Source organism: Paenibacillus sp. Y568 (assembly GCF_059445545.1).
Map to the genome: position 1 here is coordinate 48610 of NZ_JCAIUM010000020.1, position 21863 is coordinate 70472.

Annotated in this window: 16 protein-coding genes and 2 pseudogenes; 17 read left to right on the forward strand and 1 reads right to left on the reverse strand. The window is 39.9% G+C overall.

Going from position 1 to position 21863, the window contains the following annotated elements:
- Positions 1 to 101 precede the first annotated feature (101 nt).
- From AC1D7X_RS21965 to AC1D7X_RS21975, 3 genes are read left to right on the forward strand one after another with little or no spacing between them, the layout of a single operon-like run.
- Positions 102 to 1613: an MrcB family domain-containing protein gene (locus AC1D7X_RS21965; protein WP_495476155.1), complete on the forward strand. Its 1512-nt coding sequence runs from the start codon at positions 102 to 104 to the stop codon at positions 1611 to 1613.
- 18 nt (positions 1614 to 1631) lie between these two features.
- Complete coding sequence (locus tag AC1D7X_RS21970) at positions 1632 to 2129, forward strand: DUF8727 domain-containing protein (RefSeq protein WP_495476156.1); 498 nt, start codon at positions 1632 to 1634, stop codon at positions 2127 to 2129.
- Positions 2101 to 4515 carry a DUF2357 domain-containing protein gene (locus AC1D7X_RS21975; protein ID WP_495476141.1) on the forward strand — a complete coding sequence of 805 codons (2415 nt, stop codon included), beginning with the start codon at positions 2101 to 2103 and terminating at the stop codon, positions 4513 to 4515. The genes AC1D7X_RS21970 and AC1D7X_RS21975 overlap by 29 nt, the downstream gene beginning before the upstream one ends.
- 106 nt (positions 4516 to 4621) lie before the next feature.
- Here the strand turns inward: AC1D7X_RS21975 and AC1D7X_RS21980 are convergent, their stop codons facing one another.
- Entirely contained in the window at positions 4622 to 4960 is a 339-nt protein-coding gene (locus AC1D7X_RS21980) for a helix-turn-helix domain-containing protein (RefSeq protein ID WP_495476142.1), read from the reverse strand.
- 146 nt (positions 4961 to 5106) lie between these two features.
- On the opposite strand from AC1D7X_RS21980, the gene AC1D7X_RS21985 reads away from it, so the two are divergent.
- The 14 genes and pseudogenes from AC1D7X_RS21985 (at position 5107) to AC1D7X_RS22050 (ending at position 21855) form a co-directional block, all read left to right on the forward strand.
- Entirely contained in the window at positions 5107 to 5565 is a 459-nt protein-coding gene (locus AC1D7X_RS21985; RefSeq protein WP_495476143.1) for a hypothetical protein, read from the forward strand.
- Positions 5543 to 5692, forward strand: a complete 150-nt coding sequence (locus tag AC1D7X_RS21990; protein ID WP_495476144.1) for an S-layer homology domain-containing protein — start codon at positions 5543 to 5545, stop codon at positions 5690 to 5692. Before AC1D7X_RS21985 ends, AC1D7X_RS21990 begins: the two co-directional genes overlap by 23 nt.
- Entirely contained in the window at positions 5671 to 6117 is a 447-nt protein-coding gene (locus tag AC1D7X_RS21995) for an S-layer homology domain-containing protein (protein WP_495476145.1), read from the forward strand. Before AC1D7X_RS21990 ends, AC1D7X_RS21995 begins: the two co-directional genes overlap by 22 nt.
- Before the next feature lie 174 nt (positions 6118 to 6291).
- A pseudogene (locus AC1D7X_RS22000) lies at positions 6292 to 6557 on the forward strand (nucleoside triphosphate pyrophosphohydrolase).
- 615 nt (positions 6558 to 7172) lie between these two features.
- Positions 7173 to 8915 carry an ABC-F family ATP-binding cassette domain-containing protein gene (locus AC1D7X_RS22005; RefSeq protein ID WP_495476146.1) on the forward strand — a complete coding sequence of 581 codons (1743 nt, stop codon included), beginning with the start codon at positions 7173 to 7175 and terminating at the stop codon, positions 8913 to 8915.
- Positions 8916 to 9272: 357 nt separating this feature from the next.
- Positions 9273 to 10229 carry an ABC transporter permease gene (locus tag AC1D7X_RS22010; protein WP_495458009.1) on the forward strand — a complete coding sequence of 319 codons (957 nt, stop codon included), beginning with the start codon at positions 9273 to 9275 and terminating at the stop codon, positions 10227 to 10229.
- A gap of 33 nt (positions 10230 to 10262) precedes the next feature.
- A complete protein-coding gene (locus tag AC1D7X_RS22015) occupies positions 10263 to 11159 on the forward strand; it encodes a carbohydrate ABC transporter permease (RefSeq protein WP_495476147.1) in 897 nt (298 codons plus the stop codon).
- 76 nt (positions 11160 to 11235) lie between these two features.
- Positions 11236 to 12900 carry an extracellular solute-binding protein gene (locus AC1D7X_RS22020; protein ID WP_495476148.1) on the forward strand — a complete coding sequence of 555 codons (1665 nt, stop codon included), beginning with the start codon at positions 11236 to 11238 and terminating at the stop codon, positions 12898 to 12900.
- A gap of 152 nt (positions 12901 to 13052) precedes the next feature.
- Positions 13053 to 14594, forward strand: a complete 1542-nt coding sequence (locus AC1D7X_RS22025) for a response regulator (protein WP_495476149.1) — start codon at positions 13053 to 13055, stop codon at positions 14592 to 14594.
- The gene (locus AC1D7X_RS22030; protein ID WP_495476150.1) at positions 14591 to 16369 is read left to right on the forward strand and encodes a sensor histidine kinase; all 1779 of its coding nucleotides are present in this window, start codon (positions 14591 to 14593) and stop codon (positions 16367 to 16369) included. Before AC1D7X_RS22025 ends, AC1D7X_RS22030 begins: the two co-directional genes overlap by 4 nt.
- Positions 16370 to 16381: 12 nt before the next feature.
- Positions 16382 to 18124: pseudogene (locus AC1D7X_RS22035) on the forward strand (ABC-F family ATP-binding cassette domain-containing protein).
- A gap of 252 nt (positions 18125 to 18376) precedes the next feature.
- Entirely contained in the window at positions 18377 to 19342 is a 966-nt protein-coding gene (locus AC1D7X_RS22040) for an ABC transporter permease (RefSeq protein ID WP_495458014.1), read from the forward strand.
- 14 nt (positions 19343 to 19356) lie between these two features.
- Positions 19357 to 20226, forward strand: coding sequence for a carbohydrate ABC transporter permease (locus AC1D7X_RS22045; RefSeq protein ID WP_495476151.1), 870 nt, complete (start codon positions 19357 to 19359; stop codon positions 20224 to 20226).
- Between the two features lie 60 nt (positions 20227 to 20286).
- Positions 20287 to 21855 (forward strand): ABC transporter substrate-binding protein, encoded by a 1569-nt coding sequence (locus AC1D7X_RS22050; protein ID WP_495476152.1) that lies wholly within the window; start codon positions 20287 to 20289, stop codon positions 21853 to 21855.
- Positions 21856 to 21863 lie beyond the last annotated feature (8 nt).

A 21863-nucleotide genomic window follows, 5' to 3' on the forward strand; every position in this document is an offset into this window, starting at 1 on the left:
ATGAAATGTCCGAATACCAGGGTCTAAGAGAAACTTCTCTAAAAAGTTTAAAAGTTAAATTTTTGGAAAGTTTTAAGGAAAGGGAATATAAGGGTTTGGAAGTGGACAAACCGCCTATAGCAATTGCATCTAAATGGAATCAGATCGAAGTTAATCAAATCCAATCTATTATTATCACTCCAATTAAGGCGCTACAAAATGTACTAGAATACAACAAAGAACAACAAACCATAGGCTTCAACTTAAATATATACAATCAACTGAACGATGAAGTAATTAAAGAACTATATAGCTATGCAGAGCAAGAGCTAGAGAACTATTACAATCAGACGGATAGTTCCTTTTCGCTGCATGATGCATTACATTCAGTGATGTCTAGTTACCTTGGGGCTAAGCAGGAGTCTTTTGGAGGTCATCCATTGGGGAACTTGCTTAGGCAGACCATTCCTAATGGGCTTAAGGAATTATTCTTTATTGGCGACAACCTGAAGGTGCAAGGGTCTGTGGGACAAGGGAATTGGGCGAATATCCCTTGGATCGCTATTATGGATAAAAGAATTACAGAAACGACACAGCATGGTGAATATATTGTCTATCTTTTTGCTGAGGATATGAGTTCTGTATATCTGACATTAGCCCAAGGCGTAACGGTTCCTAAGAATGATATGGGCAAAGTCCAAGCCTATCAATACCTTCGTAATAAAGTAACTGACATTCGCAATCTTATCTCACTAGATGGAATGATTCAGGATGATCAGATCTATTTAACAGCTGGTGGTATCGGGCAAGATTATCAAGTATCAACGGTAGCGTATTATCGGTATGAGGTAGATCAGTTACCTGACGATGAGCAGCTCGTCGCTGATCTGAATAATGTGGTTGGATACTATAATCAGTATGTAGATATCGCATTATACAAGGATGAAGATTTGATTGAAGTCATTAAGCCCGAGGAAGTGGAAGCTGTGGATATCTTGACGACGCGAGAGCGCTTAGATAGTATCAAACAATTTATTAATCGCAAAGGCTTTTATTACCCCGATTATCTAATTGAGAACTTCTATCTATCTTTGAAGACCAAGCCGTTCGTTATTCTAGCAGGTGTTTCGGGTACAGGGAAAACAAAACTAGTTAAGCTATTTGCGGAAGCGCTTGGGGCAACGAATACGAATGGTCAGTTCAATCTGATTCCCGTGAGACCGGATTGGAGCGATCCATCGGATCTTCTTGGATATAAGGATCTATCGGGTTCTTTTCGACCAGGGCAACTGACTGAGGTTCTTGTTGACGCAATGAAACCGACACATCGGGATAAGCCTTATTTTATTTGTTTAGATGAGATGAATCTAGCGAGGGTTGAACATTATTTCAGTGATCTATTAAGTATATTGGAGACACAGGAATGGCGGGGAGATCGGATCGTTACATCGACATTGATTCATGCTAAATCTCTCTCATCAGAAGATGATCAGATGCGATATGGAAATATTTATTTACCAGACAATGTGTATATCATAGGTACGGTGAATATGGACGAGACCACGCATCCTTTTAGCAAAAAGGTACTGGATCGGGCTAACACGCTTGAGTTCAATCACATTAACCTTGGATAGTATCCTGATTTGGGCTTAGTGTCTAAGATTACTGATTCCGTACAGCCTACACCCAATTCATTCTTACGTAGTGATTATCTACAGTTGATTGATGTATATGAAGAGAATAGTGAATTGGTTAAGAGGAATACGGATCAGTTAGTGAAGATCAATGGTATTTTAGAGAATATTCATTCTCATGTGGGTTTCCGTATTCGGGATGCAGTCTGTTTCTATATGATTTACAACGAACGTTCGGAATTATTAAGCGAGGATATAGCATTCGATATGCAACTTCTTCAGAAGATACTACCTAGAATTCAAGGAAGCAGTATGTCTGTGAAACGGGCACTGCTTAGTTTGATGGAGATCGCGTTAGGTACTAGCCTGAAAATATCAGAATTAGCAGACGATGCTACGAGTTTATATAATCCTAGTATTTTAGAAAATGCTAAATATCCGCAAACTGCACGAAAACTGGCATTCATGATCAGGAGGTTAGAAGAAGATGGGTTCACCTCTTTCTGGCTCTCTTAATCAAAGTGTAGAACTTCTGTGTGTAGAGACGAATCTATTTAACTTATATATTCAAGGTAAGCCATTCCATCCAACAGTGGAAACATTACAGCTTCATCGAAATGAGCATGCCGAGTGGCTTGATGCTCATTTTGGCGTGGAATCTATTCGATCTTCGGTTCAGGTGGAGAGCATCTCAATCTTCTCGCCAGAAGAAGGAACGTTGATTCCATGGCAGAGAGGTGATAAGAGTTACCCTATATTTTTCGAGACACAGTCTTATGAACTAGTTGTGGAGAAGAAGCAGGATGTGGCGATGACATTTCATCATGATAATATGCATCTCCGGAAAGCGATTAAGCCGTTGGGGAAGATGATACTGTCAGGTATTTTGAATTTTCAAAATGAAGTGGGTTATACAGAGTTAGAGATCCATGTGAGTGGAGAGGCAGCATTTCGGTTACAGCTTGAGATCTTCCCTTCCAAAATGGATTACAAGCAAGATTATCAGATGATACTGAAGGATGTTAATGAGCAAATATATAATCTTTCATTTGATTTTCTACGTAAAACTTATAATCTTACAGGACTGAAGGAGACCAATCATCAGAGCTTAACTGAATTCTTCACGATTCTTCAACATGTCTTCAGTCAACTGGTGCAAGCGGTGGAACGAATTAAGAACTCGCCCCATTCTAAGCTGCAGGTGGAGAACCGATTAATGGAAGCGGCACGTGTGAAGAAGGTAGGAAGAGAGAATGTGACCTATTTAAGTAAACATCCTCATCTTCTCGCATCTGATCCTAAGAACGGTGCAATTCGACTAGGAAATGATAGATATACACCAAGTCATCTTCTAGAGAACAGACGATATGTTAGCTATGATACGGCAGAGAATCGGTTTGTCAGATGGGTATTGAGTCGGATTCAAGTGAAACTGAAAGATCTGAAGATGCGATTAACGAGTAAAGAACAAATGACAGACCCACTGCTCACTAACAAAATCAATATGATGCAAAGTCAGCTCCAAAGACTGCTCCAGCAAGACTTCCTTAATGTTGGAGAAATGAAACAGATGTCCGTATCGTTAGTATTGCAAATGGCTCCAGGATATCGCGAGGTGCATCGATATTACTTAATGCTTCTGAAAGGCTTGTCTATTCAAAGTGATCTGTTCCATCTTTCCATGAAGGATCTGGCTCAGCTATATGAATATTGGTGTTTCTTGAAGATTCACGATTTGTTAGGTTGTAAATATGAGCTTCTCAAGCAAGATATTATAAAGGTCGATCGCGATGGACTCTTCGTTAAATTAAGTAAATCACAATCTGCTAGAATGAAGTATCGTAATCCCAAGAATGGCGAGATTTTCACGCTGTATTACAACACCCTTCCACAGGGAGATGGGAACGAGACGCTACCACAACGCCCTGATAATGTTCTAACTCTGAAGAAGAATGATTCTAACGTGGAGTACAAGTATATTTTTGATGCTAAATATCGTCTTAATCCAGCTTATGAGGGAACTAGCTATCATCGAGATTATAAGACACCGGGACCCGAACTGGATGACATCAATACGATGCACAGATATAGGGATGCGATTGTATATAAAGGTGGCAAACAAGGCGAAGTTGAGCGTAGTATGTTCGGCGCATATGTATTGTTTCCGTATCATAACGAAGAAGAGTTTCAGGAACATAAATTACACAAAAGTATCAAGATGATGAATATTGGTGCATTTCCATTGCTGCCGAACTCTACTAAATTACTGGAGAAGTTCTTAGACGAGATTATTATGGATAGTCCTGAGAAAGCCTATGAACGTTCAACTCGACCACGAGGTACCAAAGACTATTACAGTAATAAGTTAACGGGGAAGAATGTGTTGGTAGGTTCCTTAAGGACTATTGCTCAGCTAGAAGTGGCTAAAGAGAAGGGATTCTATCACGTTCCACTTGAGAATATTTCGGATCATCAGATTTTGACTCAGGTTGAATACGTGGCACTATGTCAATCTCGTAAGAAATTTGGTCCAGATGGGGAAACTGGAATCCATTGGTATGGTAAGGTTATGGACTGGAAAGTAGTACGCCGTAAGGAAATTTCAGAGATTCCACCGCGCCCAGGATCAGAAGAAAGGTTATATGTGAAGTTCACGGTTGAACAGTGGCAGAAGAAAGATAAGCCTATCGCATTAGGTGGACAAGGGATCTATACCTTGCTCTTTTCCTCAAAATATATGTTTGATCGAGCCGAAGAAATTGCCGAGCTCAAGCTAGAAGATGAAGCGCATTTAATAGAATGGCGGGAGAAACGCCGACTAGGGAAAGTGAAAGTTACAGTCGATAATAAAGATATAGATTTAGCTAATAGAGTGCTGGGTGTAGAGCTACGTTCACAATGATGATGTGAATGAATATCCAGTTGCGATATTAAAAAGACACTGATGAATACAATCTCAGTGTCTTTCGCCATATAGATTTCTTGATAGCACTAACGTGTGCCGAGGTTCACTTATTATTAAAAATCTCTCTCAACACATTCTTAGCCATAGCAATCTGCTGAGGATCTTTCTGGTTGAGCATAACCATTATTTCCTGTATATCTGCTTGTGATTCTGTATTACTCTCTAGATTAATATAGGTGAAGAGCTGAGATACATCTACATTTAACGCCTCTGCAATTTTCGCGAGATTTAATAATGCTACGTTCTGTTCTCCTCGTTCAATCTGACCGATGTATGAGAAGTGAAAGCCACCCTTTTCTCCAAGAGACTCTTGTGTTAATCCTTTTTCTTTTCGTAGATCACGAATACGAGTACCTACCCGAAGAAGTATTTCTTTATCCATTGTATTGTCCACACCTCTCTACTAAAAAGTGTAGGTAAAATAACACTCGCTATACACCGGCATATAGATATCAAAAATAATAGTTATAACTATTATTTGTGGTATAATGATCCTAATATCATTAACTATAAGAAGGTGATTCATTGATGTTCACATTGAACAGTATTTCCAACAGTTCAGAAAACAAATCACGCTTATTAGACAGAATTCAAGGTTATTATGTCTTATCGCAATCACATATGGATTTAGCTGCAGTACTTTTGAAAGGGAATTTGACCAGTACTTGTGTGATCATAGGACAGATGTCAGTAAAGGCTATGCTTAAGGCAGTTTACTTGAAGGAAGACGATCGGGGCGTATTCACGGATATGAATCAGATTTCATTCGAGGAACTACTATCTTTTGCACGAGATCATGACCTTATTGATTGGGATACAGAGCAATTATTAAGCCAAGTATTCTTTCTTTCGAGTCTAGAGAATATATCATTGGTCATGAACCTTGATAAGGATCATGTGATGATGATCATGAGGAGAGTAGAGGAATCATTAAAAGTACTATCTGAGAGAATAGGAGTCTTTAATGAGGGGAAATATTACTTCTAACGAGTCTATAAGCAAGGCTGCGATTTTGGGCTTTATTAACCCAGAGGATTACAGCGACGGTAAGTTTGCACCAAATACAGTTATGACACGATTTGAGATGGCACAATGGTTTCTAACGGATTGGTGAAAAGTGACCCAAGTTTCGCTATAGCCTTGAAAGAAGTTGAAGGTACTATTTTACCATTCACAGAGTATTATAGAAACGTATTTAGCAACGAACAAGTTAACGATTTGAGTCTGATGTTAGGTACAGGAGTGATCAGTGGCTACACGGATGGTAGCTTTGGTGGGAACAGGAATGTAACACGTGTTGCTGATAGAACACATGACTTACGTTATGTAGTTTACTCAGATTTTGCACTTACTACTAAGGAAGATGCTCCTGAGACTATGGCTATACTTAATTCCACTACATCCAGAGTAAGTAATATTTCTCCTATGCCGAGCACTTATGGTAACAAGTATGGTTATTCGGTATTAGATTATAAGGATGCCTTTAATCATTACAAAGCTGGACAAATGGTATGTGCTGGGCCTATGGTACTGGCTTAGGTAAATTACAAGGTGATTCTGATACTACTACTGCAATTGATGGTTCGGACGTTCATATCGGAATACCAGTTAAGTAATAGAAACAAATCTATAAGCAGCATAAGTAGATAGCACAACTTAGAAGGACACTTATTTCTTGCGAATAACCATACCATATACGAAAGGGATATTTTCATGCCTACATACAACAAATTAGTACGAGATCGTATTCCATTCATCATTACATCTCAAGGGAAGGAATGCAGAACTCACATTCTGAATCCAGAGAATACATAGTGGAATTGAAAGTAAAGCTTCATGAAGAATCAGAAGAATACTTCAAAGCGGATAATGATCAAGAAGCTCTAGAGGAGTTGGCGGATATGCTAGAAGTGATTCGAGCCTTGGCAGAGGCACATGGATCAAATTGGGCGGAGCTTGATAACATTCGCGCGGATTAGGTGGAGGCAAGAGGCGGGTTCTAGGAGCGCGTGTATTTAATCGATGTTGATGAAGTTTAATAAAATGCCTACCATAAGGACGCGAGTATTAATCCCTATATATGTTTGGGCGTATAATGAAGGGTAACAGAAGAATCAGGAGGTACCTTTTGTGAGTATTTTAGAATCATTAATGGAAGAGATTATTATTGAAAACCATGAGGCATTGAAGGGGTTAGCCGAGTGAAGAATATAACTATTGAAAATAAGCGGATAGGTGTAGGACAATAATAACTATATAGTGGCTTTATGTATGTATTTTCTCAGGTTACGTAAAGGAAAACGATAGGTTATGTAAGAAGTAGCGAAGTTGACGGAATTGTCCTGAAGAAGCGGTAGCGTTCGCCTACAAGCTTTCCGTAGGAAAGCTACTTCGAAAGCATATGCTTTTCCATCTGATTTCAACCGCGAACGGAAGGACAATCCGTCATCGTAGCGGCATCCTACGAGCACTCTAAGTTCTATTTTTCCATGTCACGAACAACTTTAATCTGAAATGATTGTAGTTAGATGTAAACAGTGTTATTCTACAACTTCAGAACATCTAATAATTTTGTTAGAAAGAAAGGTAACACTATGATAACAGTTGATAACTTATCCTTCTCATTTCCGCAAAAAGAACTATATAGAAACATTACATTTACGCTTGAAGAGGCACAACATTGTGCTTTTATAGGAACAAGTGGCAGTGGGAAAAGTACACTGATCGATATATTGATGGATCCCGAAAGGTATCTGTATGAAGGCAAGCTAGAGATGGACCCAACGTGCAGTATCGGGTATGTAAGTCAGTTCTCACCACTAGACAGAAGTAAAGACACAACCGTGTTCGAATATATCGGTGAAGAATTTATTAAGCTACAGAATGAAATCAATGTGATATTAACGGAGATGGAGACATCTACGGATATTGAAGCGTTATTAGAGAAATATCAACTCGCTTTAGACGCATTTGATGCCATGGATGGGAATGATTATGAGAGCAACATTCATAAGCAACTAAACTTAGCCAACCTCATGAAGCTAAGAGATATTAGGGTATCGGACCTAAGTGGCGGGGAATTCAAGCTGATTCAAGTCATCAAGGAAATGCTGAATAGTCCAGACTTAATGATTATGGATGAACCCGATGTATTCTTAGATTTCGAGAACCTCAATGCGCTGAAGAATCTGATTAATGCGCACAAAGGGATGCTGCTCGTTGTTACGCACAACAGATATCTATTGAATCATTGTTTCAACAAAATATTACACCTTGAGAACATGGAGCTCCAAGAGTTTGACGGGCGATATATTGAGTATAACTTCTCATTACTTGAGACGAAGATTGAGTTACAAGAACTCACCATCGCTGAGGCTGAAGAAATTGAGCGAAATGAGATCATCATCGATAATCTTAGAGCTATCGCAGAATATAATTCAGAAGCATCTAGAGGAAGAGCGCTCAAAGCTAGAGTTAAATTTCAAGAAAGATTGGAAGCTCGTAGACTTAAAGCGCCATTCGTAGATATTAAGCAACCGAATATTAGCTTAGATATGGATCATGAACTGGAAGAAGACACTACGGTTATACATGTCAATAATTATGGTGTTGCCTTTGATGAGTTGCTGTTAGAAAATGTGAACTTTGAGATCAAATCTACGGATAAAGTAGCCCTGATCGGTGCAAATGGTACTGGGAAAACAACTTTACTCCGAGATATCTTTAAAAATAATCATGAATCCATTGAAATAAATGCTGATGCTAAAGTGGCTTATTTATCTCAGCTTCAAGGCGAAGTCCTAAAGGATTCTAATACCATCCTAGAAGAATTCATCGATGCTGGGTTCGAAACGTATGATGAGGCTAGATCATATCTTTCGCACTATGGCTTTGAAGGTGAAATCGTCAATCAGAAGATTGAATCTTTATCTGGTGGAGAAAAAAATATACTTCAATTGGCTAAAGTTTCTGCTAGTAAAGCCAATGTATTACTTCTGGATGAACCGACAAGTCATTTAGACACCTATACCCAAATCGCACTAGAGAAAGCCATTCAAGAGTATAAAGGTGCAATTCTCATGATTTCGCATGATTTCTATTCTGTGGTCAATGGGATGGATTATGTGTTAATCATTGACGGTAAGACGATTAGAAAAATGACGATAAAAAAATTCAAAAAGATGATTTATGCGAATCATTTTGACAGAGACTATTTAGAGATGGAACAAAACAAAAAAGCGGTTGAAACGAAAATAGAATTGGCTTTAAAAGATAATAATTTCGAACTTGCAAAAGTGTTGGTTGATGAGCTAGAAGAGCTGATTAAGTTGCTTTAAATCATAACCCTACTATGGACCGCTGTGTCGAGGGAATATATCAAGAAGAGGACATAGAAGAATGGATTATTGAACATCAAGTGTAGTAATGCTTGATGTTTTTTTGTGTAATGATGAGTTGGAGTTCAAGAAGGCCATCTCATTCAGTATTTTTATGAAACTGGTGAGGGTCTTTTTTTGTTTTATATAGCTCGATAGATTCGTATTAGAGGGTCAAGGGACTCCACGTTGAGAAAAAATTATCCTTCTATGATTGAAAAGTATCATTTTTAGTTGTTTAAGTAGATATTATTGATTTTGCTCTCAGGATAAAATATATGGAGAACAACAAGAGCAAAGAGCAAGGGGGATTGAGTAGTGGCACAACTTTCCGTAGAGAACGAGCTGAAATTAAAACCGAAAACAAAGAATGTGTTCAATCGATTTATGGCACAAATGGATATCCAATTGATGGTACTTCCAGGTTTACTGCTTATTTTTGTGTTTAGTTACATTCCGATGTACGGTGTCTTAATGGCATTTCAAGATTACAGTATTTTCAAAGGTTTTGGGGCGAGTGAATGGGTGGGGATGAAGCATTTTGATATGTTCTTCAACTCGCCGGAGTTTTGGACAGTCATGCGAAATACAGTTGTCATAAGCTTGTTGAAATTCTGTATAGGTTTCCCAGCACCCATCCTTCTTGCATTGATGCTTAATGAAGTAAAGAACATGATGTTTAAGAAAGTCATACAAACGGTAAGTTACCTTCCCCATTTTATGTCTTGGGTGATCGTCGCTGGATTGATCATGTCAATGCTTTCGACCGACAATGGAAGCGTTAACATTCTACTTGAGAAGATGAACTTTGTTGATGAACCGATTAACTTTCTATCGATTCCCAACATGTTCTGGGGCATTCTTGTATCAACGGGTGTCTGGAAAGACATCGGCTTTGGATCCATTGTATATTTAGCCGCTATCGCTAGTATTGATCCTAGTATGTACGAGGCTGCATCAATGGATGGAGCAAGTAAATTTAAACAAATATTTTTGATCACGTTACCTTCTATCATGCCAGTTGTCATTATATTTATGATATTAGCGATTGGGAATTTGCTGAATGCAGGCTTCGAGGATATACTCCTACTTGCTTTAAACCCAATACTTAGGGAAGTGTCTGATGTCATTGATACTTACGTTTATCGAGTGGGTATTCAAAGCTCGAGGTACTCATATGCCACTGCGGTAGGTTTGTTCAAAGCATTAATCAGCGTCGGACTTCTAACGATAGCCAACTATGCAGCACGCAGAGGTGGCAACAGCTTATGGTAAACAAACAACTTAGTCCGGAAAGGCGATGATGCAATGATCAGATATACCTTTGGAGACCGCATCATGACGGTTACCATCTACATCCTACTTACAATATTAGCTTTTATAACCTTCTATCCCTTCTGGAATGCGCTCGTCATTTCATTTAACACGGGTATAGATACCTCGAAAGGTGGCATAACCTTTTGGCCACGAGACTGGACGTTGGAAAATTACGGGATTGTATTTAAGGATAAACGAATGGTCAACGCATTCACGGTCTCAATCGCAAGGACGGTTGTCGGTACTATATCGTCGATATTGTTCACGGCTATTTTCGCTTATGGTATTTCGAGGAAAGAGCTGATAGGTCGCAAATATTATATGATCATGTGCATTGTTACGATGTATTTCAGCGGCGGGCTCATTCCTACTTTCTTGCTCATTCGGGAAGTACATCTGATGAATACGTTCTGGGTATTTATTATCCCATCACTTATCAGCGTTTGGAATATGATCATTTTTCGGACCTTCTTTCAAGGCTTGCCTGCAGGTCTTGAGGAAGCGGCCAAAATCGATGGGAGTGGCAATTGGGGAGTCTTTTTCCGGATTGTTATGCCACTATCTGGACCCGTTATCGCAACGCTATCACTTTTCACGGCAATCTATCATTGGAATGATTGGTTTGGACCAAGTATCTACATTACAAATGAGAAGTTGGTTCCTATACAAACGATGCTCAAGCAAATATTGAACTCTAACACTGTATCGGATCAAATGTCTCAGCTTGATTCAGCGGCACAGGGCCAACTGGCCAAAATGAGAACGGTATCAAGCAAGTCTCTGTCCATGGCGACAATGATGGTGGCTACACTTCCGATTATTATGGTGTATCCGTTCGTGCAGAGATATTTTGTGAAGGGTGTTCTTGTTGGATCTTTGAAAGAGTAAGACAAGCATGTGGAATTGGTTTTTGAGCGAAAGCTTTGAACATATAAATATGAGCTTGAAAGGGGAGTTTTAACAGATGAGGTTTAAAATTAAATTGCTCGTCCCGATCGTCTCCACATTTATGGCCGTTTCATTATTGGCTGGTTGCGGCGGCAATGGCAATGGAGGTAACTCCAGCAGTGGCAAAGCTAATAATACTCCAAAAGAGACGGCTAGCGAAACGTCAACATCTGTGTATGAGCTTGGTAAAGAGCAGCTTGATTTCACGCTTTATGGTCATTACGATTGGTACACCATGCCAGCATGGGGTGGCGAAATTACAAGTACATGGATTAGAGATAACAAGAAAGTAAACGTTAAACCGATTCATTCGGGTGGTGCAGCTCCTTCGAAACTGAACACGATGATCGCGAGTGGCGAGCTACCTGATGCGATTTGGTTGGAGCGCGTTGAGGTTGAGAAATTACGTGCGGCCGACTTGCTCGTACCGTTTGATGACTATATTGATAAATATCCGAATCTGAAAAAGTGGTTGGGCGATGAGGGTATTAATATGCTTCGTTCCGATGATGGTAAATTGTATCAATTCCCTAACTGGTATACAAAGCAACCGAATGGTAATTCAGGTTATGTTGTGAACAAGAAGATTTATACAGAGCTTGGTTCACCTAAGCTAGAAACAACTGATGACCTATATAGTTATTTGAAGCTTGTAAAAGAGAAATACCCGGATGTTATTCCTTACGAGCCGCATTTAGCTAAAGACGGACAAGGAATTGATGTCTTGTATTCAGCTTTTAAAGAAAATAATCAAGGATATCCTGGCATGCGCGCTGTTAAGAACGGGGATAAATTGACTTCGATTTTCCTTGATCCTGAATTCCGTGAAGCACAACAATATATCACTAAGCTATTCCGTGAGAAATTGATTACCCAGGATGCTATGACACAAACGGTTGATCAGATTGAAGAAAAAGTAATGTCAGGCCGCGTCGCGGTGTACGCAAGTGCAAGTCCGACGGAAATTGGTATGAAAGCTGATGCCGAGCTTACCAAAAATGATCCAGATGCAGGTTACTTCATGATTTGGCCGATTCACAAGGAAGGTCTTGATAAAGATAAGATTTACCCTGGAACATACGGGATGCTTGGTTGGAACGTAACAGTTATTACGAAATCAGCTAAAGACCCAGAAGCAATCTTCGCTTTCTATGACTGGCTGACTGGCGCTGAAGGACAAACCGTATTAATGTGGGGCCCTCCAGGCATCTATTGGGATGGCGTAGAAGCAGACGGCGAGACGCCGAAATTTACAGACAAATATACGTCTGATCGAGCTGGACTAGGGAAGTTGCAAGCGGACACAACGGACCTGAACTGGGTTGGTAATACGGTGTTCCTAGATACAACGAAAGCTAAGTTTGAAGCGAACTTACCCGTGGAGCAACAAAACTGGGCAACTCGCTATCAACGTGAAATAACTTGGGCAACGCAATCTAATGTGACAGAATTCATTAACATTGATCCACAACCAGAAACAGAAGAAGGCATTATTCGTCAGCGTATCGAGGATCTGTACCTTGAAGTGAGAGCAAAAGTATTGTTCGCTAAATCTGATGAAGATGTACTTGCCATCCTTGATAAGGCGGAGAAAGATGCTCAAACGGCTGGTTATGACAAACTCCTTGCATTCAAAACAGAAAAATGGCAAGCAAACCTTGCGAAAATGAAAGTAGAATAATTAAAACGCAATAATTAAAGCTTTTCAAAAAACGCCAGGTATACTAAGCTTCTTAGTGTACCTGAGTTTTTTTCGTTTTCAGCTTACTTCTCATGCAGAAACCAAAATCCTGGTTGCATTTTCGCATTTCCTGAAATGGAGTTGAGAATATCATGTATAAAGTATTGCTGGCAGATGACGAAAAGCTAGATTTGGAAGGAATGCGTACGTTTATTCCTTGGCAGGAGCTCAATATGGTGGTCGTGGCCGGTGTAATGAATGGTTTCGATGCTTGTAAGGTGTTGGATGAGGAAAGGATCGACATTCTAGTAACGGATGTGCGTATGCCGAATATGTCGGGGTTGGAGTTGGCGAGACGAGCACTTGAGAAGTCGAAGGATATTAAAATTATATTTGTCAGCGGTTATCAGGACTTTAGTTATGCCAAGCAGGCGATGTCGCTTCATGCCGTCAATTATTTACTGAAACCCATGGATGATCAGGAGCTTATTGATTCCTTAATTAAGGTGCGTGCTGACCTGGATCAGGAGCAGGTTCGGCAGGAAACTTATGGTCAAATGGTCCCGATTATTAAAAATGAATTACTGCTACAACTGTTTGAAGGACCGATCAACGAGAAGACAATTAATACGCTTAACCAAGAGTATGAAATGAATAGTTTTATATGGCCAGGTGGTGCGGCAGTTCTTGAAATCGATGATCTGGCGTGGAAGAAGGGTGACAAGAATGGAAGTGAGCAGGGCGAAATGCAGCAACTCGTATCGATTTGTACGGAGCTCGGCGTTAGGCATATTTGTAAAATAAGCAAAGCTCGAGTAGCTGTGCTCATTGAGCATATGGGTAACGATTCCTTACTGCAACGGATTATTGACCGGGTGAATAGGGAAAACCATTTCTCGATTACGGCTGGTGTTGGAGAGCAATATGACTCAACCTCCGAATTAACGGCCTCTTATCATCAAGCGGTGGAAGCATTGGATTTGAAAATGTTCTACGGCAAAGGTAAAATAATCGGTCACGGCGAGGTCAGACCATCGGAGAAGGAGGATATGAAGTATTTAGATACAAAGCTTGAGGCGTTATTCGTGGCGATGTCGGATTACGAGCTTGTCTGCATTCATGATGAGTTGGATTCTTTGTTTCAGGTAGCCAAAAGCTTAAAATCGAAATTTACGTTACGGAATTATGCGCTCTATATTGTCATGAAGCTAGATAATTATTTACAAAGAACAAATGAAAGCGTATTCCAACTGTTGGGGATGGAGCTGGATCATTACGAAATCATACAACAATTTGAAACGATAAGTGACATCCATTCATGGCTTAGACGGAGAGTTTATGAGACTTCGGAGGCACTACAAGCAAATAAACATAGGAAAAATTGGAAGCTTATTAAGCAAATGATTGATTATATGAAAGAGCGAATGCATGAAACCATTACGCTGCGTGATCTAGCGGAGCAGTTTTCGTTCTCGCCTAACTATCTCGGATTAATTTTCAAAGAGGAAACAAGTAAAAATTTCAGTGAATATTTCATCCAACTGCGAATGGAGGAATCATGCGAGCTACTTAAAACGACGAATATGAAAATATATGAAATAGCCGATCAAGTGGGCTATCGTCACTTGCCTTATTTCAGCAGGCAATTTAAAGAGACATACGGCATGACGCCATTGGAGTATAGACGAACATGACTACGCACAAGAAGGAGAATCGTTATATTCCGTTCGGTATCAAGCTGATGCTTACGTACAGCGTGTTTATAATAATACCAGTGCTTCTCGTCGGCTATGCTGCTAATATGATCTTTACGAACTCGATACAAGAGCGAACTCGCGAGGTAAATCACGGAACATTGCAACAGATGAAGGATAATATTTCTTACAGAATAGAGGATATGTCTCGTATTTCGGGCATGCTTTATTTTGATAGCAATCTAGCTTCTTATTTACGCCATTATGAGGAGGGCTGGGTTAGCTACGAGGCAACGACAAAGCAACTTCTCCCGAAGATACTGACGACCATTGGATCTGCGAACAATAAAACGAGACTTGAAGTCTATTTACATAACGATACGCTTCCAGAGATTTATCATAACTACAATAACAACGATCCTCTGAAGGCTGAAGGTCCATTATTCGATTTATACAATATTTCTAGAATTAAGGATAAGGCGTGGTATTTGAATTATCCGGATGAAAAGTATGGTGTAACGATGCAATGGAAGCAGGTGGAGGACGACTCGGAATTTGGACATATCTCACTTTTAAGACGGCTCGTCGATACGAATAGTCCGAGTATAATTGCGGAAATAGGTTTAGTTCGGATCAGCCTGAGACTAACGGATTTGCTTGAAAGTGTCGATTCCGAGAAAATTGGCAAAGGAACGAAGATTTTCGCGTTGGATGAGAACCATAAGATTATGTTCTCCTCCGGTGATACTGATAATAATCTTGGTGAGACGCTGAGCAAGGAGGATACTGATAACTATTGGATTATTGATGAGGCTATTCCGCAGTTAAATTGGCATTTGGTTGCGCTTGTTCCGACCGATATTATGGAGAAGGCGACAGAAAAGGTTAGAGTATGGACGGCATTAATCTGCTTAGCCTGTTATATCGTATTTTCAGTAGCTGGTTTATACATATCCCGTTTTTATTCTCGCAAAGTATCGAAAATCGTCCGCGTTCTCGATTCGTTTAAAGAGGGTGACTTTCATAAGGTCATACACTTTAAGGGGAAGGATGAATTTACGCGTATTTCGGTAGCTCTTAATGAAATGGGTCAGAATATTGATGAACTAATTCAAGAGCTGTATATGACGAACATCAAGAAAAAGGAAGTAGAGCTAGAGTCGCTCCAGGCACAAATTAATCCTCATTTCTTGTACAACACGCTTTCCTCGATCAGCCGGTTGGCGAAATTTGGCGAGGTGGACAAGCTGCAGCGAATGGTGCTTGATTTGGCGAAATTTTATCGGCTATCGCTTAATGAGGGCAGAACAGTTATACCAATCAAAAATGAGCTAGAGCAGATGGAAGCCTATATTAACATTCAGAAGACGAAGTTTGGAGACGGAATGCAGGTGATATTCGATGTTCAGTCGGATATTATCCGATTTCAGACGGTAAAGCTTATATTACAGCCTTTTATCGAAAATGTGTTAGAGCATGCATGGTATGGCGATTGCATTAATATTCGTATTGTCGCCAGGCTTGTGGGGGAGCTTATCACGTTCCAAATTATTGATGACGGCATCGGCATTCATCCCGAAATACTTCGCCAACTTTTTGATCCTGCGGAGAACTTAAACGTTGGCTATGGCATTCGCAATGTAGATGAAAGAATCAAACTTCACTTTGGAGCAGAATACGGTGTGAAGATTGTGAGTAGAAGTGGCATCGGAACGTCTGTTAACATTACGATTCCTGCTCAGAAAAGGGATAAACTATCGGGCCGTCCGAGTTAAAGTAAGACCACTATGATAACAGTTGATAACTTATCCTTCTCATTTCCGCAAAAAGAACTATATAGAAACATTACATTTACGCTTGAAGAGGCACAACATTGTGCTTTTATAGGAACAAGTGGCAGTGGGAAAAGTACACTGATCGATATATTGATGGATCCAGAAAGATATCTGTACGAAGGCAAGCTAGAGATGGACCCAACGTGCAGAATCGGGTATGTAAGTCAGTTCTCAGAACTAGACAGAAGTAAAGAAACAACCGTGTTCGAATATATCGGTGAAGAATTTATTAAGCTACAGAATGAAATCAATGTGATCTTAACTGAGATGGAGACATCTACGGATATTGAATCGTTATTAGAGAAATATCAACTCGCTTTAGATGCATTTGATGCCATGGATGGGAATGATTATGAGAGCAACATCCATAAGCAACTAAACCTAGCCAACCTCATGAAGCTAAGAGATGTTAGGGTATCGGACCTGAGTGGTGGGGAATTCAAGCTGATTCAAGTCATCAAGGAAATGCTGAATAGTCCAGACTTATTGATAATGGATGAACCCGACGTATTCTTAGATTTCGAGAACCTCAATGCGCTGAAGAATCTGATTAATGCTCACAAAGGTATGCTGCTCGTTGTTACGCACAATAGATATCTATTGAATCATTGTTTCAACAAAAATCCTACACCTTGAGAACATGGAGCTCCAAGAGTTCGACGGGCGATATATTGAGTATAACTTCTCATTACTTGAGGCGAAGATTGAGTTACAAGAACTTACTATCGCTGAGGCTGAAGAAATTGAGCGAAATGAGATCATCATCGATAATCTTAGAGCGGTTGCAACATATAATTCAGAAGCATCTAGAGGAAGAGCGCTCAAAGCTAGAGTTAAATTTCAAGAAAGATTGGAAGCACGTAGACTTAAAGCGCCATTCGTAGATATTAAGCAACCGAATATTAGCTTAGATATGGATCATGAACTGGAAGAAGACACTACGGTTATACATGTGAGTAATTATGGTGTTGCCTTTGATGAGTTGCTGTTAGAAAATGTGAACTTTGAGATCAAATCTACGGATAAGGTAGCCCTAATCGGTGCAAACGGTACGGGGAAAACAACGTTACTCCGAGATATCTTTATGAATAATCATGAGTCCATTGAAATCCATGCGGATGCGAAAGTATCTTATTTATCTCAGCTTCAAGGCGAAGTTCTAAAGGATTCGAATACCATCCTAGAAGAATTCATCGATGCTGGGTTCGAAACGTATGATGAGGCTAGATCCTATCTTGCTCACTATGGCTTTGAAGGCGAAATCGTTAATCAGAAGATAGAATCTTTATCTGGTGGAGAAAAAATATCCTTCAATTGGCTAAAGTTTCTGCTAGTAAAGCCAATGTATTACTTTTGGATGAACCGACAAGTCATTTAGACACCTATACACAACTCGCACTAGAGAAAGCCATTGAAGAGTATAAAGGTGCAATTCTCATGATTTCGCATGATTTCTATTCTGTGGTCAATGGGATGGATTATGTTCTAATCATTGATGATAAGACCATTAGAAAAATGACTATCCGCAAATTTAGAAAGATGATTTATGCGAATCATTTTGACAGAGACTATTTAGAGATGGAACAAAACAAAAAAGCAGTTGAAACGAAAATAGAATTGGCTTTAAAAGATAATCATTTCGAACTTGCAAAAGGTTTGCTTGTTGAGCTAGAAGCGCTGATTAAGTTGCTGTAAATCACTGAAATAACACGAGAGGTTATGCATGAGTTCTCTGAACTTTTGCGAAGCCTCTTTTTTGCGGTTTTATATCCATTTTTTAACGAAAACCTATAAAATTAGTATCATATTAAAAATTTTAAATATCAAATCATACGTTTTTTAACCTTTAAGTGAAAAGAGAATTATGCAAAGTTGGTTAAAACATCTATGATCACATTGTAAATATAAAGCGCTTACATAAAAGGTAAGGAGGAAGGAGCGATTCCATTGAGTCAGCTTATGGTAAGAACAAGAAAAGAGTATCCAAAGAAGAAGAATAGAATAGGTCTGTTTCGAGAGTTATGGAAAAATGGTTGGTATTATATGATCGCGCTCCCAGGACTGATTTTTTTCTTGGTATTCAGTTACATGCCACTGCCAGGGATGATCATTGCATTCAAAGATTATAACTTTCGCGATGGTATATTCGGAAGCAAGTGGGTAGGCTGGGATAACTTCACCTTTTACTTTAATGGGGAGTACGCTTGGAGAACGACATTCAATACGTTATTCATTAATGCAAATTACATCGTCTTCGGTACACTTGTTGCGATTGCATTTGCCATTCTCTTAAATGAAATCAGGCACGGGCTTCTTAAAAGGCTTTACCAAAGTCTCATGTTCTTGCCCTTCTTCTTCTCTGCTATCGTTGTAGGAAACTTTGTTTATTTGATCTTCAGTTCCAAATTCGGTATTGCCAATCAGTTGTTAACCAGTGTGAATCATCTTCCGATTGATTGGTATTCGAATGCGCAGTATTGGGTTTCTATCCTGGTTGGCGTATTTATTTGGAAGAACACGGGGTACGCCGTAGTTATTTATCTAGCTACAATCGTAGGAATAGATGATGAATTATATGAAGCAGCTTCACTGGATGGAGCAGGTAGATGGCAGAAGATTCGGTATATTACTCTTCCTCTATTGGTACCGACCATCACGATTCTGACGCTGTTATCGATTGGTAAAATATTTTATGGAGATTTCCAAACGATCTATTCGATCGTCGGGGATAATGGATTACTTTTTTCAACTACGGATGTAATCGATACTTATGTGTTTCGGGCAGTTAAAACGGTAGGCGACATCAGCATGCCTGCTGCCGTTGGATTATATCAATCTGTCTGCGGCTTCATCTTTGTGCTCGGGTGCAATTGGGCAGTGAAGAAATATAACAATGAGAATTCATTGTTCTAGATAGGAGGGAAGTAGTGAAGAACAACGGTAGAGTATCGCAAATTATATTTCATATCATAGCTATCGCTTTTTGTATTTTTACGACGGTCCCTTTTATTCTAACCATTATTGTATCGTTGACGGATGAGAATTCGGTTGTCAAACATGGCTATCAATTTATTCCAGAGAAGTTCTCATTCGACGCGTATAGGTTGATATTCTCAGGAAGCTCCATCTTTAACGCCTATGGCATTTCTATCGTTGTGACAGTCTTGGGAACGGCACTGAGCTTGCTAGTCACGACGATGTTGGCCTACACTATAGCATCTCAAAAGGTAAAGTATAGAAATTTCATAGCACTTTGCGTATTCATTCCGATGATTTTTAACGCAGGACTTGTGCCTTGGTATATCTTCGTCACGAAGTATTTACATCTGAAGGATTCCATACTGGCCTTGATTTTGCCGATACTGGTTAGTCCCTTTAATGTGTTTCTAGTCCGAAATTATTTCAGATCACTACCGCCAGCGCTTGTTGAATCTGCGGAGATCGAAGGAGCCAATCCTCTATATATTTTCTGGAAAATTATTATTCCACTCTCTGCACCGATCATTGCGACCGTTGCGCTGTTCTATTCGCTAGCCTACTGGAATGATTGGAATCTAGCCTTATGGCTCATCGATTCCCGTGAACTATATCCTTTGCAGTTCATGTTATTCAAGATTCAATCCATGATTAATTATATGAGTTCCCAGGGTAGCTATGGAGCTGGAAACAGTACATTGCCTTCTATTACCGCTCAAATGGCCATGGTGCTTGTGACCATTGGACCCATCATTCTCATTTACCCATTTATCCAGAAGTATTTCATCAAAGGGATTATGATTGGCGCTGTAAAAGGCTAGATTGTAGCCTGATAACGGGTTCTACCTGGATAAGTCAAGATAATAGAGGGAGGAAAAAGTATGAAAAGAGCACATGTAAAAGTAACGGGTATCTTCATGGTTATGATTCTATTACTAAGTATGCTAGCAGCTTGTTCACAGAATGAGGGGAATAAGGGGAATACGTCAACCAACAAACCAACCAATATGACAGAGAAAACGGGCGACGAGGCGACAACACCGGAAACGGCGGTCTCTCAAGTAGAGGGAACTGTCAAAATCGTTCTTCCTGGCGATGAGCCTAAGGATATGGCAGGTGTCAAAGCTGCTATAGAAGCGAAGCTTCAAGCAGATGGTTTAAATCTCAAACTGGAATTCACCTACTTCCCATGGGATCAGTATTCCAACAAGCTCAACCTGATTGCAGCATCCGGAGAGGACTATGATATTGCCTGGACACATGTAAGCTGGTTATCTCAGATTACGGCTAAGAACGTCGTCCTTCCTCTGAATGATCTACTTGATAAGCAAGGCCAACAGCTCAAAGAGGACATACCAGCGGCTAACTTCTTGAGTGCATCGATTGATAGTAAAGTGTACGGCATTCCAACGCTTGTTCCTACAGCGGAGAACAACAATTTCTTCACCATTCGCGGAGATCTAAGAGAGAAATACAACCTAGGACCTATTAATACGTTAGCAGACTTCGAGAATTACTTGGATGCGATTAAGAAAAATGAACCGGATATGGTCCCTATCGCTAATGATGGTAACCGTGGTCTCTTGAGAGAATTCGGTGATGTGTATCTTCCAATCGGGGATATCGGTGCGGGACCTGCGTATATCGATCCAACGGATCCGAAGCTTGAAGTAAAGAACTTTTACGAATCTGATATTTTCAAAAACATTGTAGAAACCAAAAGAAAATGGTATTTGAACGGTTGGTTACCAAAAGATGCCCAAGAAATCAAAGATCCTGAAGCGGCTCTGAACAATGGGAAGATCGGTGCGATATGGTCGAATGTCCTTAAGATTTCCGAGCGTATCGATGCCTTCAAACAAACGATGCCGGATGGGAAGTTGGAGGATGTATTCTTAAATCCAGAGCAACCGAAGTACGTATTCGATGCAGCTTCTAATCTATTGTCCATCTTCTCAACAAGTAAGAATAGTGAAGGGGCTATGGCTTTTATTAACTGGTTCAGAAGCAATCAAGAAAACTATGACCTGTTCTCTTATGGGGTTAAGGATGTCAACTACAAGCTGGATGGTAATGCCGTGTCACTTGAAGGTATTGCAGATACCGCCACTTATAATCAAGTGTACTGGGCTTGGGATGATATTCGCTTGAAGCATTTCAGTAAGAATGTAGAGTCTAGCTATATTGAGAATTTGAAAACATGGGATTCAGATGCCATTGTCGCTCCAGTGCTTGGGTTCCGGTTCAATGCTGATCCTGTGAAGTCAGAGATTGCTCAGATTGATGCCGTAGGGCAGGAATATGTTGTTGCTGCTTATGCTGGATTTATTGATTATGACAAGTTTTATCCGGAATTCCAAAGCAAACTGAAGTCAGCTGGTATCGATAAAGTGGTAGCTGAGATACAGAAACAATTCATAGAATTCCAAGCCAACAACACAGCGAAATAGGGATTAGA